The sequence below is a fragment of the Rhodococcus sp. 05-339-2 genome (assembly GCF_002258965.1).
GTDB lineage: Bacteria > Actinomycetota > Actinomycetes > Mycobacteriales > Mycobacteriaceae > Rhodococcoides.
This window is the reverse complement of record NZ_NOYW01000016.1, coordinates 536,843-551,173: the sequence shown is the minus strand read 5'-3', so window position 1 is coordinate 551,173 and position 14,331 is coordinate 536,843. Positions and strand designations below refer to the sequence as shown.

Below are 14,331 nucleotides of genomic sequence, written 5' to 3'. Positions count from 1 at the left end.
CACCGGGCAGTACCTCGCCCGGTGGTCCGGTGGTGTCGGTAACGGTCGCATCGATCTCGGCTATCGACGTACTGAACAATCGGAGCACCACGGCTGTATCGACCGTTTCGAAAACCGCTACGACCGAACCATGTTCGGTGAGTACAGCAGCACAGTCGAGTTCTGCGCGTCCCCGCAGCCGGCGAACCACCGAGCTTCAGGTCTCGCGGGTCGCCGGTCGTTCGCGCAAACGCGCGCGCATTCGCCAGGTGCGCACCGATTCGCGTCGAATTCAGGGCGAATCTGCGCGCGGATGACAAACGCGCGCGCGTTTGCGGGAACCGGGGGCGCGGCGGGAACTGGGGCGGAGCGGCGGGAACTGGGGCGGAGCGGCGGAACTCGGGCGGAGCGGCGGAACTCGGGCGGAGCGGCGGAAACTGGGGCGGAGCGGCGGAAACTGGGGCGGAGCGGCGGGGTCAGTCGAGGCGGGAGAGCACCACGCGCAGGCCGATGACACTGGCGATGGGGAACAGGGCCGCGACCAGCCACGGGATGGCTGCGCCCCAACCGGTGGCGGGGGATGCATCGATCACCACGCCGAGTGCGGTCGATCCGATGAGCACTCCGATGCCCCCGAGCGAGGCCATGAAACCGTAGTACGAACCGAGTCGACGTTCGGCGGCCATGCGCGGCACCAGATCCCGCGCTTGGGGCATGGCGATCATCTGCCCCAGCGCGAGCAACAGGACGAAGAGCGCAGCCGGGATCAGCCCGAGCAGACCTTCCAACTCCAGAGGACTGAATACCGCAACGAGCGCGAACGATGCTGCCATGACGGCGAATCCGATCGGCAGCGTGATTCGCGGTGATACCCCGGCGACGCGTCGAGTGATGGGCAGTTGCGCCGCCACCACGAGAACTGCCGAGATCGCGAAGAACCAGCCCAGCACGGTCTGCGAGCCCCAGGCGCGTTCGACCTCGAGTGGCAGCAGCAGGTACAGCTGGTTGTAGGCCACCAACTGCGCGCTCATCGCCACCGCGAACAGCACGAAGGTCCGATTGCGCACCACGTCGGTCCAACCCGAGAGCCATGGGTCGTCGCGATGTTCGCCGCGCTCACGCGGCAGCCACCGCACGTGAGCGGCGATGACCAGAACGAAGATGGCCGCAGCCACGAGGCACGCGATCCTGAAATCGACGAGCAACAGTACCGATCCGACGAGCGGGCCGGTGAAGGAGCCGATCTGGCTGCACACCGACATCAGTGCGAAGCTCTCGACGCGCGTGGCTCCGCTGTCGCGTTCGCTCTTGCCCGCCTCGATCGCCACTGCGGATTCGACTGCAGGGGAGAACAATGCGGCTGCGAATCCCACCAGCACCGTGGCGATCAGCACAGCAGGCAGCGAATCGGCGAAGGCGAGACCGACGAATCCCAGCACCCGCAACACACACCCGACGAGTACGACCGGCTTGATTCCCCACCGATCGGCGAGGGTGCCACCGACGAAGAACAGTCCCTGTTGCGAGAAGGTCCTGATCCCGAGGACCACACCGACGAGCGCGGCCCCGAGACCGAGATCACTCGTCAGGTGCACCGACAGATACGGCAACACCATGAAAAAGCCGATGTTGAAGGTCATTTGAGTCAGGACGAGCAAGCGGACGGTAGGCGTGGCTCGCCGCAGATCGACCAGAAACGACCACCGCCACCGCGTCGGAGATCCGTCGGTCCTCGTGCTCACGTACTGCGTCCTCCTGCGTCGACTTTCTCGATGACGCTACCGGTCTTGCGCACCCGCCCCGAGGTGGCACCGGCGAGCGAGACTGCAAGAACGGCGAGTGCGATCAAGGACGCGAGTGGAGCAGCAGTGACCCACGGTGCCCGCTCGACGGCGGCGACCCCGTCGGACAGTATCAATCCCCAATCCGCAGTCGGCGGTTGCGGACCGAGGCCGAGGAATCCGAGAGCGGCCAGAGCGAGGGCGACACCGGGGAGCCGAATCATGGCGTGTCGCAGCACTACCGGAACGACGCTGGGCACGATGGACCCGAACAGGATTCGCGCAGTGCCTGCCCCGAGTGTCGGCAGGATGGAAATGTAGGGCCGAGCGCGGGTCTCCTCGACGAGAGCGGCTGTGTGCGCGGCCAGCGGAGCCCACGTCACGATGAGAACGGCAACGGCCGCTCCGCCTGCACTCGGACCCCAGATCGCTGCGATCAGAATGCCGGTGACGACGGGTGGTGCCGCATTGGTCACCTCGACCAGCCCACGGGAGGCCCGCGGAATCAGTCCCATCAGCACCCCGACCACCAGCGCCGCGAGCGTCACGGCAAGCGAGAGACCGATGGAGCGCAGTGCGCCGTCGGCGACGCGGGCCAACAGATCTCGACCCGAGGCGTCAGTTCCGAACGGGTGGGCCGGCGACGGAGCCGCGAACTTCTCCCGCGTCGTCGCCTGGCCGTCGCGCGGGAGTCCGGCAAGCACCATGACCAGCAGGACCGACGCCGCAGCGATCGGCACCAGCCACCGCCGCGGCGACGGGTGAAAGACGCCGGACGGGATGGGCATCGCCTTCTCGTGCAGTGCGCTACCGAGCAGCAACCGTCGGGCCAGTTCGGCGGAAATCCCCAGAACGGCACTGACGGCCAGCAGTAACAGGATGTCGATCTGCAGGGCGGGAAGATCCTGCGATTGTGCATCGCCGAGGGTGGTGCGACCCAATCCCGGTATGGCGAATACTTTTTCGACGGCCACAGCCCCGCCGGTCATCGCGACCATGATCAGGCCGATCTGCGATGCGAGGCCGGGAAGGGCCCGTCGCAGAACCGCACCGGCGATCTGTGGCCGCGAGAAGCCTGCGACCGTCCACGTGATGACCCAACCCTCGGTGAAGGTGACGGCGATCGCGTCGGCGAGCAGTCGCCCGATCAGCCCGCCCGCAGGCAAACCGAGTGCGAGCGCAGGCAGCACCGCGTACTCGGGACCGTTCCAGCCGTAGGCCGGAAACGACAACCACACGGCACCGAGAACGACGAGTACCGACGCGAGCAGAAACTCCGGCATCGACGTGAGTGCGGCCGCGACGCCGCCCCCGGTCCGTCTCGGTGTACCGCGGAGCCCGGCCCGAACGCTGGGAACGACCACGAGGGCGGCAGTGGCGATCGCGACGACCATCGCGAAGCCCATCAGTGTCAGCGACACCAGCAGCGCATCGAGGGCCCCGGGTAGCACCGGTTCACCTGTGTTCCGAGATGTTCCGGGATTGCCCGACGCGACGCCGGTGAGCCAGTCCCAGAACATCCGCAGCGGCCCGGCATCGAGGCCGAGGTCGCGGCGAATGGCTGCCAGGGCCTCGGGGGTTGCTTCCTGCTCGGCCGAGCGGGCCCGCAGAATGCTCAGTGCCGGATCGCGATCGGACAGCCACGGCAGCATTCCGACGAGGAGGACGACACCGGCGACGGCAACCAGCCTCGAGGCGGTTGTTCTCACTGCTTACTCGAAGGCGGTCTGGTTGGTGATGAGCGTGCGTTCCCTCGGATCGCGGGCGACGCCGGTGATGCCTTCGGATTCGCCCTGAATGACGCGTTCGTGCAGCATCGGCACGGCCGCATCCTTCTCCAGGATCAGCTTCTCGGCGTCCAGGATCGCGGCGCGGCGGTCGTCTCCGGGTTCGGTGGCCGAGGCGTCTGCCAACGCCGCGTCGACCTGCGGGTCGCAGAACTGGGAGATGTTGAACGATCCCTCGCAAGCGAAGTCGGAGAACATGTATGCCACGGGGTCACCGGAATCGAGCACGGTGGCGCGGGAGAGGATGAAGGCATCGAATGCGCCACTGAGCGCGTCGGTTTCGATGAACTGGTATTCGCGCACCACCTGCTCGACGACGAAGCCCTTCGCCTCGAGTTCCTGCTGCAGCAGCACGGCGACCTCGGGAAGTTCGGCACGGTCGGTGAACGTGGCGAGGGTGATCTTCTTGCCCGTGGCATCACCCGCCGGTGTCTCGGCGCGCGCGGGACGGTCCGCCGCCCACGGCAGCGCGGGGCCGAGCAGCCCGTTCGCGGCGTCCGCGCGGCCCTCGTAGACCTGCTCGACCAGACGATCCTTGTCCACCGACTCCCGTGCGGCGGCGCGCATGGCCGGATCGGCGAACACGCCAGACGACGTGTTCAGGTACAGGGTGTTGGTACGCGGCATCGGAACCTCGTGCACCAGCGACGGGTCGATGTTGGCGGCCTGCGATACCGGAATCGCCTCCACCACATCGGCGGTGCCGTTGCGGAGCGCCGCTGCGCGGGCCGTACCGTCGGGCACGAAGTCGACGTCGATGCCGGCGAGCGCCGCGGTCTCACCCCAGTAGTTCTCGTTGCGATCCAGCGTGGCACTGGATGTGCCGTTCACAGCGGTCAACACGAACGGTCCGGTGCCGGTTCCGACGGGGTCGCTGCCGCCTGCGGAGTACGCCGCGGGTGCCAGGATGGCGAGCTGAGGGCTCGAGAGTCGTTGCGGCACCAGTGGATCGACGTCCTCGGTGGTCACCTCCACCGAATCGTCGTCGGTGGCGGTCACCGTCAGCTCGACGCCGTCGAGGATGCGCGGCTTCGGCGCGGCGGTGGTGGCAGCGGTCAGTGCGGTGACGACGGCGGCGGAGTCGAGCGGCGCACCGTTGTGGAACCTAACATCGGGTCGGAGGTCGAAACTCCAGGTGCGCTCGTCGACGCGGTTCCAGGCGGTGGCCAGAGCTGGCTGCGCATCACCGAGATCGTCGAGCGTGACCAGGGTTTCGGCGGTGGACCAGCGCGAGAGTTTGAAGGCGTCGTCGCTGAACTGCGAGAGCCCCGAGCGTGGCGGCTGCAGCATTGCAACGCGGGCCCTGTCCGTGGTGTCGTCGGTAGGGGCCGAAGAAAAGCAGCCGGTCAGCGTGAGGGTTCCTACCGCTGCCAGGGTGCCGAGGCGGAAGACGTTGGTGGTCAATGGATCTCCTGTGGTGGTGCGAGCCGGGGTACGGCGTCGATCAGGTCTCGGGTGTGCGGGTGCTGTGGGTCGGTGAGAATGTCTCGTACACTGCCGGTTTCGACGATCCGGCCGTCGTGCATCACCGATACCTCGCGGCAGAGTCGTGCGACCGCAGACAGGTCGTGGCTCACGATCAGCAGGGCGCTCGGTAGGCCGGCCAGCACCGAGAGGACCTGCTCACGCAGTTCGGGGTCCAGTCCGCTGACCGGCTCGTCCGCCAGCAGGTACCGCGGTTCGCATGCCACCGCACGCGCAATGGCGACGCGTTGATTCTGGCCACCGGACAGTTCCGTCGGGCGGCGCTGCAGATAGCGCTGGTCCAGCCCGACGGCAGCGAGTGCGGCACCTGCCTTGGCTCGATGATCGCCGTCGATGCCGAGCAGTCGCAGCGGCGTAGCCACCAGATCCAGGACACTGCGGCGTGGGTCGAGACTGGTGGCGGGGTCCTGGGGTACGTACTGCACCAATCGGCGAAACCACCGCAGCGATCTCGCGGAACCCGGACGGACGTTGCGCCCCTCCAGTTCCACGGTGCCCGCATCGGGGGAGTCCAGTGCCAGCAGCATGCGCAGCACAGTGGTTTTCCCCGAACCGGATTCGCCGACAACAGCGACGCGACCGGCAGGCGGTAGAGAGAGCGAGACAGCGCCCAGCGCGGTACGAGACGAGCCGTGTCGAACGTAGGTGCGCGTGATGTTCGTAGCCGCCAATCCCGCAGTCATCGCGCTACCAGCTGACGAAACGGATCGGCGGCGCGAGCTCGATCGAGCATGCGCACCACGAGATCGGAACTGGGGCTGTCGAGAATCTCTGCCGTGGAACCCGATTCGACGATGCGTCCCGAGTCGAGAACCATCAGGTGATCGCACAGCTGTGCGGCGACGGCGATGTCGTGCGTGATCAGCAGCAGCGAGGCCACCTCACGAAGAGCGTCGAGTACCCGCGCCTGGCTGACCACATCGAGGGCCGTCGTCGGTTCGTCCGCGATCACCAGCGGGCTCTCGCGCGCCAATGCGACTGCGATACAGACGCGTTGACGCTGACCACCGGACAGCTCGAGCGGGTGCGCGGCCAGGATGCGTTCGGTGTCGCGCAGACCCACACGCTCGAGCAGCGCGGAGGCGTCGGGCGTGCGGAGTTGCCTGCCGACGGTGACCATCGGGTTCAGTGCGGTGGCCGAATCCTGGAACACCATCGCCGGACGGGCAGTGCGCGGTCGCCGGGGCGTCGAAACCCCGGTGACGTCGTGGCCGTCGACGAGAATGCTGCCGCTGCAGGTGATGCCCGGCGGCAGCGCTCCGACCAACGCCGAAGCGATCATCGACTTTCCCGATCCCGACGCACCCAGAAGGCCGAGGCGTCGACCGGCGGGGATCTCGAAGGACACGTGCCGGACGATGCGCGAGTGTCCGGCGTCGATGCAGAGGTCATCGACGGCGAGCACGGTTTCTCCTGGGCTTGAAGGTGTTTATGAATGCGACAATCGTTGTCGATAGAGGACTGTAGGCGAATCGGGAAGGCGACACAAATTAGGCTGATCCGATGAGCAGGGCGAGGGACGCGCAGCGAGCGGCCGTCTACGACGCCGAGCAACTGGTCCGCACCATGTTCGATCGCGCCGAGGAGCGAGGTCTTCGCATGGTGGAGGTGATGGGTTCACAGATCACGCTGCCGATCGAGCGCAAATTCGCCTCCATCGAGTCGGTGCAGGCGTACGTCGATGCGGTGCTCGGGCTGGATTGGGTCGCCGCCAGCTGGCCCGAGGCCGGTCGTGTGATCACCGTCCGGGCCCGTTCGGGTTCGGCTGCGGCGCATTACGAATCGGACACCGCCACCATTGCCGTGCCCCTGCATCGGGGCAACAGGGCATGGGCGCTGCGGGAGCTGGTGGTGTTGCACGAGCTCGCGCACCATTTCGCCGAGGAGAACGAGCAGCAGCACGGCGGCGCATTCGTCGACCGCTACATCACCCTCGTCGGCGAGATCGTCGGCTCCGAGGCCGGGTTCGTACTGCGCGCGATGATGGCCGAGAGCGGCGTCCGCATCGGCTGATCGCATTCGGGTGCATCATGGGAGACGCAGCCCACACGACGAGGAGATGTACATGACCGTCAAGATCGGTGTTCAGCTTCAGCCCCAGCACGCTCCCGACTATCAGTTAATCCGCGACGCGGTGTTGCGATCGGAGGATGCGGGTGTCGACATCGTCTTCAACTGGGATCACTTCTATCCGCTGTACGGCGACCTCGACGGCGCGCATTTCGAGTGCTGGACGATGCTCGGTGCCTGGGCCGAGCAGACGTCGAACGTCGAGATCGGTGCGCTCGTCACCGGCGGCGGCTACCGCAATCCGGACCTGTTGGCCGACATGGCGCGCACCGTCGACCACATCAGCGGCGGCCGGCTGATTCTCGGCATCGGCGCTGGGTGGAACGAGAAGGATTACGACAACTTCGGCTACGAATTCGGCACGGCCGGTTCGCGTCTGGCCTTGCTGAAGGAGAGCCTGGCCAGAATCCGACACCGACTCGATGTCGGAAACCCGGCTCCCACCCGCGACATCCCGATTCTCATCGGCGGTGGCGGTGAGAAGAAGACCCTGAAGATGGTCGCCGAGTACGCGCACATCTGGCACAGCTTCGCCGACCTCGAGGCGTTGAAGCGCAAGTCCGAGATCCTCGCCGAGCACGGCACCACCGTCGGGCGCGACGTCTCGGGCATCACTCGATCGGTCTCGTGGCCGGGCGCGGACACCGCCCAGGACTTCGTCGACGCCGGAGCCACCCTGTTCACCGTGGGTACCGGAGGCCCCGAATACGACCTCACGGAACTGGGCGAAGCCATCGCGTGGCGGGACGCGCACCGGTAGTCACACGTCACGGCAGTTCGTTGAGCGAAACCCTTGCGCGTCGGCCGTTTGGGTGAGTGGGCCCTGGTCCGCTTAGGGTTTTGTCCATGGTTGCCGTACGCGCTTCACGCGCGCTCGTGGTTCTCGTTCTCGGACTGTTGATGGCCCTCACGCTCGCCGCGTGTGGAACCTCGAACTCCGATGATCAGGCGGCCGCAGGTCCCACCGACCTGTGCGCCCCTCCCGGAGTCGACAGTGCGTCGTCCACGCCGACGAACTTCGACGCTGCCGCAGCGGCCGCGACGGAGGACAGGTACACGACGGACAACGTCACCCCGCTGGACCGCATCGACACGAACGCCTTGGGATTGGCGACGCCGGGAGTGTTGACCGTCGGCACTCTCTCCGACGCCCCGCCGAGCATCTGCCTCGACTCGGCCGGCCAGTACACCGGCTACGACAACGAACTGCTGAAGGCCGTCGCGGACAAGCTCGGGCTGCAGATCAACTTCTCGGGCACCGAGTTCTCGGGCCTGCTCGCCCAGGTTGCGGGCCGCCGCTTCGACGTCGGGTCGTCCTCGATCACGACGACGGACGAGCGACGCAACACCGTCGGATTCACCAACGGATACGACTTCGGCTACTTCTCCCTCGTCGCTCGGACCGGCGGTCCGATCAGCCGCTTCGAGGACCTGAACGCGAGCACCAGGATCGGCGTGGTGCAGGGCACCGTGCAGGACGACTACGTGGTGAACACGCTCGGCCTCGATCCGGTGAAGTTCCCGGACTACAACACCGCCTACGCGAACCTGCGGACCGGTCAGATCGACGCCTGGGTGGCTCCGTCGCAGCAGGCCGAGGGCTTGGTCAAGCCCGAGGACGGCACCGCGATCACACAGAACACGTTCTCGCTGAACAACTTCGTCGGCTGGGCCGTCGCCCGTGACAATCAACCACTGATCGATGCGCTGAACTCCGGGCTCGACGCGGTGATCGCCGACGGCACCTGGGCCACGCTCTACTCCGACTGGGTTCCTCGCGAGCTGCCCGACGGCTTCAAGCCCGGCAGCAAGGCAGCACCGGAGCCGGAGTTACCCGACTTCGCCGCCATCGCAGCGCAGAACGACGCTAACGCTCCCGAAGCGGTTGCGGTCCAGCCGAAGTCGACGCTGGCGCAGTTGGGCGACACGTTCTTCGACTGGTCGCTTTACAAGTCCGCCATCCCCGACCTGTTCAAGGTTGGCCTGCCCAACACGCTGATTCTGGCGTTGGCGTCGGGCATCATCGGTACGGTCCTGGGCATGTTGCTGGCTCTGGCCGGCCTCTCCCGCACGCGCTGGCTGCGCTGGCCCGCCCGCGTCTACACCGACATCTTCCGCGGACTGCCCGCCGTGGTCATCATTCTGATCATCGGACTGGGCATCGGACCGGTGGTGCAAGGTGTGACCGGCGGCAATCCGTACTGGCTCGGCGCTGCCGCCCTCTCGCTGCTCGCCGCCGCGTACATCGGCGAGATCTTCCGATCCGGCATCCAGAGCGTCGAAGCCGGTCAGATGGAAGCAGCCCGGGCACTCGGATTCAGCCGTCGTCGTTCGATGAACCTGGTGGTCGTCCCGCAGGGTGTCCGACGCGTCCTGCCGGCGCTGATGAACCAGTTCATCTCGCTGATCAAGGACTCGTCGCTGATCTACTTCCTCGGACTGCTCGCCACCCAACGTGAGCTGTTCGCGGTCGGTCGAGATCTCAACGCACAGACCGGAAATCTGTCCCCGCTCGTCGCGGCCGGATTGTTCTACCTGGTGCTGACCGTGCCGCTCACCCATCTCGTGAACTACATCGACAAGCGACTGCGCACCGGCAAGGCCGAGCAGACGCTGGACCCGGTCGAGCAGGCCGTCGTCGTGGAAAGAGGCTGACATGACTTCTGTTTCGCTCGTAGGCAAGGACATCCACCTGTCCTTCGGTACCAACAAGGTGCTTCGCGGGGTGAGCATCGACGTCCCGGCCGGCACGACCACCACGGTCATCGGCCCGTCGGGCTCGGGCAAGTCGACGCTGCTGCGTGCTCTCAATCGGCTGCACGAACCCGAACAGGGCGACATCCTGCTCGACGGCAAGTCGGTGCTCGAGGACAACCCCGACCAGTTGCGTCAACGTATCGGCATGGTGTTCCAGCAGTTCAACCTGTTCCCGCACAAGAGCGTTGCCGACAACATCGCGCTCGGCCCGCAGAAGCTGCTCGGCCTGTCCAAGGAGGCTGCTCGCGCGGCCGCGATGGATCAGCTCGAGTTGGTCGGCCTGGCCAACAAGGCGGATTCGCGTCCGGGCAATCTCTCCGGCGGACAGCAGCAGCGCGTCGCCATCGCGCGAGCACTGGCCATGAAGCCGGAGGTGATGTTCTTCGACGAGGCCACTTCCGCTCTCGACCCCGAGTTGGTCAAGGGCGTGCTGGCGCTGATGGCCGACCTCGCGAAGGGCGGCATGACGATGGTGGTGGTGACCCACGAGATGGGCTTCGCGCGATCGGTGTCCAACAGGGTGCTGTTCATGGATCACGGCAGCGCCGTCGAAACCGGAACGCCGGAGCAGTTGTTCGACGATCCGCACACCGATCGACTGAAAGCGTTTCTGTCGCAGGTGCTGTAGCACGTTAGGGCAACCTCGTTGTCCGCGACTTCACCTGAACGTTCCTTTACTTTCGCTTTTGGGTGACAGCGTGCCCACTCATGAAGCCACTACCCTTGTTCGCGGTTCACGACGGAAGCTCCAAGCGATCGGCATTGACGTGCAAGTACAAGTGCGGCGATGCGTGTTTCCACGAGGTTCCCAACACCTCGAAGGGTGAATACTTCGGCGACATCGTCAAGACCGCGATGTCGCGGCGCGGAGTGATCAAGGGCGGTGCGATGGCGGTGCTCGCGGTCGGTGCCGGTAGCGCTCTCGCCGCGTGCTCGACCGACGAGCCCGCCGCCACCGGAAGCGCAACCTCCAGCGCGTCGGGTGCCGACACCCCGCCGGTCGACGGCGTGGATTTCGTTGCGGTGGAACCGAACACCGAGGACGCCGTCGTGATACCCGAGGGCCACGAGCAGGCCGTCGTGATCCGCTGGGGCGATCCGGTCGTCGAGGGCGCTCCCGCGTTCGACTTCGACAACCAGACCGCTGCTGCGCAGGCGATGCAGTTCGGCTTCAACAACGACTTCGCCGGCCTGCTTCCGGTGGAGGGCACACCGAACGCGTTCCTGCTGGCGGTCAATCACGAGTACACCACCGAGCCGGCGATGTTCAAGGGCTACGACGCGGAGAAGCCGACGCGCGAGCAGTTCGACATTGCACTCGCCGCACACGGCCTGACGGTGGTTCAGGTTCAGGGCGAGGCTGATTCGGGCAAGCTGACGCCGACGATGGGCCGATACAACCGTCGCATCACCGGGACGACGGAGTTCGTCGTCACCGGCCCGGCCGCGGGCAGCGACTTCCTCAAGACCAGCGCCGACCCGACGGGTACCCGCGTGCTCGGCACGTTCAACAACTGCTCGGGTGGTCTGACGCCGTGGGGCACGGTGCTTTCCGGTGAGGAGAACTTCAACCAGTACTTCGGCAACGCGGAGTCGGTCACCGAGACCGTCGCCGCCGATCGCCTCGCCCGCTACGGCATCGAGGGTGCCGCCAGCGATCGCAAGTGGGAAACCTTCGACAAGCGCTTCGATCTCGCTCAGGAACCCAACGAGGCCAACCGATTCGGGTACATCGTCGAGGTGAACCCGTGGGATCCGCAGTCGGCTCCGATCAAGCACACCGCGCTGGGACGCTTCAAGCACGAGGCCGCCACCATCCACGTCACCGACGACGGCACCGTCGTCGCCTACAGCGGTGACGACGAGCGCTTCGACTACATGTACAAGTTCGTCTCGAGCCGCACGATGATGCCCGGCACCGGTGCGGCCGCGATGCGCAACAACCTGACGCTGCTGGACGCAGGCACGCTGTACGTCGCGACCCTCACCGGCGACACTCCCGACGAGATCGACGGCTCGGGCACCCTGCCCGCCAACGGCGAGTTCCGCGGCACCGGAACGTGGATCCCTCTGCTCGAGACCGGCGAGGACGGCCGCGGCACGTCACTCGTCGACGGCATGTCGGCCGAGGAGGTCGCGGTGTTCACCCGCCAGGCGGGCGACAAGGTGGGCGCAACCAAGATGGACCGTCCGGAGGACTTCGAGCCCAACCCGGTGACCGGCAAGGTCTACGTCGCGCTGACCAACAACACCAACCGAGGCACCGAGGGCAAGGCCGCGGCCGACGAGGCCAACCCTCGCAACGCCAACAAGAACGGCCAGGTGCTCGAGCTCGACGACGACCACGCGGGCACGTCGTTCACCTGGAACCTGTTGCTGGTGTGCGGTGACCCGAACGAGGCCGACACGTACTTCGGCGGCTTCGACAAGAGTCAGGTCAGCCCCATCTCGTGCCCCGACAACCTCGCCTTCGACTCGAAGGGCAACCTGTGGGTCTCCACCGACGGCAACGCGCTCGACTCCAACGACGGCCTGTTCGCCGTGGTGCTCGACGGCCCACGTCGTGGTGAGACTCGTCAGTTCCTGACGGTTCCCGCGGGCGGCGAGACCTGTGGTCCCATCGTCTCCGACGAACGGGTGGTGGTGTGCGTGCAGCACCCGGGCGAAAGCGACGACGCCACCGCCGACGCACCGATCTCGCATTGGCCCGACGGCGGCGACACCCAGCCGCGGCCCTCCGTCGTCGCAGTGTGGAAGTCGGCGTAGCAGTTCGGGATCGACAGTGAACCGAAGGGGCCCGCAGTCGAGACAATCGACTGCGGGCTCTTTCGCACTACCGGTGTGGTTGCGAAGCCGACAGGTGGACGGGCGTCACCACCGAGCGAGTGCCCGCAGCGATTCCGGTGTGCCCGCGTAGTGATTGATGTCGGTACGTCCATCGATTCCGGGAATGGTGCCGCGGTCGGTGAACTGCCAGAACAGCCAGTTCGTCCAGCCGCCGGGCAGCGGCCCCAGCTCGTCGTTGTAGTCGGCGATCCACAGCGGATAGTCGGCGAACTCGTGGGTGTCGGCCATCGCCGTCCGCCAGAAGTTCGGATACGTGTAGATGATCGGCTGACGGCCGGTCAGCGTCTGGACGGTATCGAGGTACCGGTGCGTCCAGTCGATGACCTCGGCAGGCGACCTCCCCTTCGCGTCCTCGAGGTCGAGCACAGGCGGCAGATCACCCGGGCCGTTGATGCCCAGCACCAGTGCCGAGTAGTACGCGCCCTGCAACTCGGGTGAGAGCGTCACATCGGCGTAGTGGTACGCCCCGCGCGCCACGTTCGCCGTGCGCATGACGATGGAATCCTCGACGAAGTACGGGTTGACGTAATCCAGACCTTCGGTGGCCTTGACCATCGCGAATCCGTGGCCCGCCGCCTTGACGGCATGCCAATCGATCGCGGTGCCGTCGATGTGTTGCCACGACGAGACGTCCGGGCCCTGCGGAACTGCCGACGCGATCCCGGGAGCAGCACAGGCGATGACACCGGCCGAGAACAATACGAACAGAGCACGTGACGTGCGGGAGAAGACCACCCGGGTGAGAGTAGGGGGCCGGGACCTGGGCACTCAATGGTGAACAGTCACTAATGCGATCGGTCCACAGACATGGTTGAGTCCTCGGTAATGAGACGTGGGTAACACTCACGCCGCCGACAGCGACATACCCAGAGTCGGCACGAACAAACCAATGCAAACACGAACTACATCTCTTGGCTCGGAGGCGCACCCATGACTGTCGTGAACGATCTATCGCATCTGGCTCTCACGGATCTCGACCCGTCCGACTATGCGGTGCCGACCATCGCGCCGATCCGAACCACCGGACACCTCGACCCCGTGTTCTGCATCCACCCGCTGGTGGGTCTGGTCGATTGCTACGCAGGCCTGGCACCTCACGTCGACGACGACCGCCCCATCTACGGCGTCCAGGTACCAGCGTCCGGTGAGCGCGCCGAATCCCTCGCGGCACTGGCGGCGCAGTACGCCGACGACATCGTTCGCATCCAGACCGACGGCACCGTCCACCTCCTCGGCATGTCGTTCGGTGGCGTTCTCGCCCACGCCATCGCCGTCGAACTGCAGAACCGGGGCGTCACCGTCGGCGCACTGACGCTGCTGGACAGTGACCCTGTCCGGGCCCGCGCGGAGGGCGCAGATCTGCTCGGAGCCATGGGTGACGAGATCGATCGCAGCCACGTCGAGGAATTGCTCGCCGTCGCGTCGCACAACGACGAACTCGTCCAGCGCCACCTGCCCGGCATCTACTTCGGCAACGTCCTGGCCGTCTCGTCCCTCGGTACCGACTCCGGTTCCGCGTGGCACCCCTTCGTCTGCGGCACCGTCGCCAAGTACCTCGTGCCCGACGCCACCTCGTTCGACGTCGTCGGCCCTCTGGTCGACAGCTACCTCGGCTGATCCTTCTC

12 protein-coding genes are annotated in these 14,331 nt (G+C 66.2%); 6 read left to right on the top strand and 6 right to left on the bottom strand.

The window, feature by feature from the left end; all coding sequences use genetic code 11:
* Positions 1–455: 455 nt before the first annotated feature.
* Genes CH273_RS16250 through CH273_RS16230 form a run of 5 tightly spaced genes read right to left on the bottom strand, consistent with a single transcriptional unit; the run spans position 456 to position 6,437 of the window.
* Positions 456–1,721 (bottom strand): MDR family MFS transporter, encoded by a 1,266-nt coding sequence (locus CH273_RS16250; protein WP_032396946.1) that lies wholly within the window; start codon positions 1,719–1,721, stop codon positions 456–458.
* A complete protein-coding gene (locus tag CH273_RS16245) occupies positions 1,718–3,469 on the bottom strand; it encodes an ABC transporter permease subunit (RefSeq protein ID WP_052049955.1) in 1,752 nt (583 codons plus the stop codon). Before CH273_RS16245 ends, CH273_RS16250 begins: the two co-directional genes overlap by 4 nt.
* A gap of 3 nt (positions 3,470–3,472) precedes the next feature.
* Positions 3,473–4,951 (bottom strand): ABC transporter substrate-binding protein, encoded by a 1,479-nt coding sequence (locus tag CH273_RS16240; protein WP_032396947.1) that lies wholly within the window; start codon positions 4,949–4,951, stop codon positions 3,473–3,475.
* Positions 4,948–5,715 carry an ABC transporter ATP-binding protein gene (locus tag CH273_RS16235; protein WP_032396948.1) on the bottom strand — a complete coding sequence of 256 codons (768 nt, stop codon included), beginning with the start codon at positions 5,713–5,715 and terminating at the stop codon, positions 4,948–4,950. The genes CH273_RS16240 and CH273_RS16235 overlap by 4 nt, the downstream gene beginning before the upstream one ends.
* Positions 5,712–6,437 (bottom strand): ATP-binding cassette domain-containing protein, encoded by a 726-nt coding sequence (locus CH273_RS16230; protein WP_032396949.1) that lies wholly within the window; start codon positions 6,435–6,437, stop codon positions 5,712–5,714. Before CH273_RS16230 ends, CH273_RS16235 begins: the two co-directional genes overlap by 4 nt.
* A 98-nt stretch (positions 6,438–6,535) precedes the next feature.
* Here CH273_RS16230 and CH273_RS16225 point away from each other — a divergent pair, with 98 nt between their 5' ends.
* From CH273_RS16225 to CH273_RS16205, 5 genes are all read left to right on the top strand, one after another.
* Positions 6,536–7,045 (top strand): TIGR04338 family metallohydrolase, encoded by a 510-nt coding sequence (locus tag CH273_RS16225; protein ID WP_032396950.1) that lies wholly within the window; start codon positions 6,536–6,538, stop codon positions 7,043–7,045.
* A 46-nt stretch (positions 7,046–7,091) separates the two neighbouring features.
* Positions 7,092–7,862, top strand: coding sequence for an LLM class F420-dependent oxidoreductase (locus CH273_RS16220; protein ID WP_179275491.1), 771 nt, complete (start codon positions 7,092–7,094; stop codon positions 7,860–7,862).
* 86 nt (positions 7,863–7,948) lie between these two features.
* Entirely contained in the window at positions 7,949–9,757 is a 1,809-nt protein-coding gene (locus tag CH273_RS16215; RefSeq protein WP_032396951.1) for an ABC transporter substrate-binding protein/permease, read from the top strand.
* A 1-nt stretch (position 9,758) separates the two neighbouring features.
* A complete protein-coding gene (locus CH273_RS16210; RefSeq protein WP_032396952.1) occupies positions 9,759–10,487 on the top strand; it encodes an amino acid ABC transporter ATP-binding protein in 729 nt (242 codons plus the stop codon).
* 80 nt (positions 10,488–10,567) lie between these two features.
* Entirely contained in the window at positions 10,568–12,625 is a 2,058-nt protein-coding gene (locus tag CH273_RS16205; RefSeq protein WP_032396953.1) for a PhoX family protein, read from the top strand.
* 105 nt (positions 12,626–12,730) lie between these two features.
* Here CH273_RS16205 and CH273_RS16200 read toward each other — a convergent pair whose 3' ends face one another.
* Positions 12,731–13,441 (bottom strand): glycoside hydrolase family 25 protein, encoded by a 711-nt coding sequence (locus CH273_RS16200; protein ID WP_032396954.1) that lies wholly within the window; start codon positions 13,439–13,441, stop codon positions 12,731–12,733.
* A gap of 195 nt (positions 13,442–13,636) precedes the next feature.
* Between CH273_RS16200 and CH273_RS16195 the strand changes: the two genes are divergently transcribed.
* The gene (locus tag CH273_RS16195; protein ID WP_032396955.1) at positions 13,637–14,323 is read left to right on the top strand and encodes a thioesterase domain-containing protein; all 687 of its coding nucleotides are present in this window, start codon (positions 13,637–13,639) and stop codon (positions 14,321–14,323) included.
* Positions 14,324–14,331 lie beyond the last annotated feature (8 nt).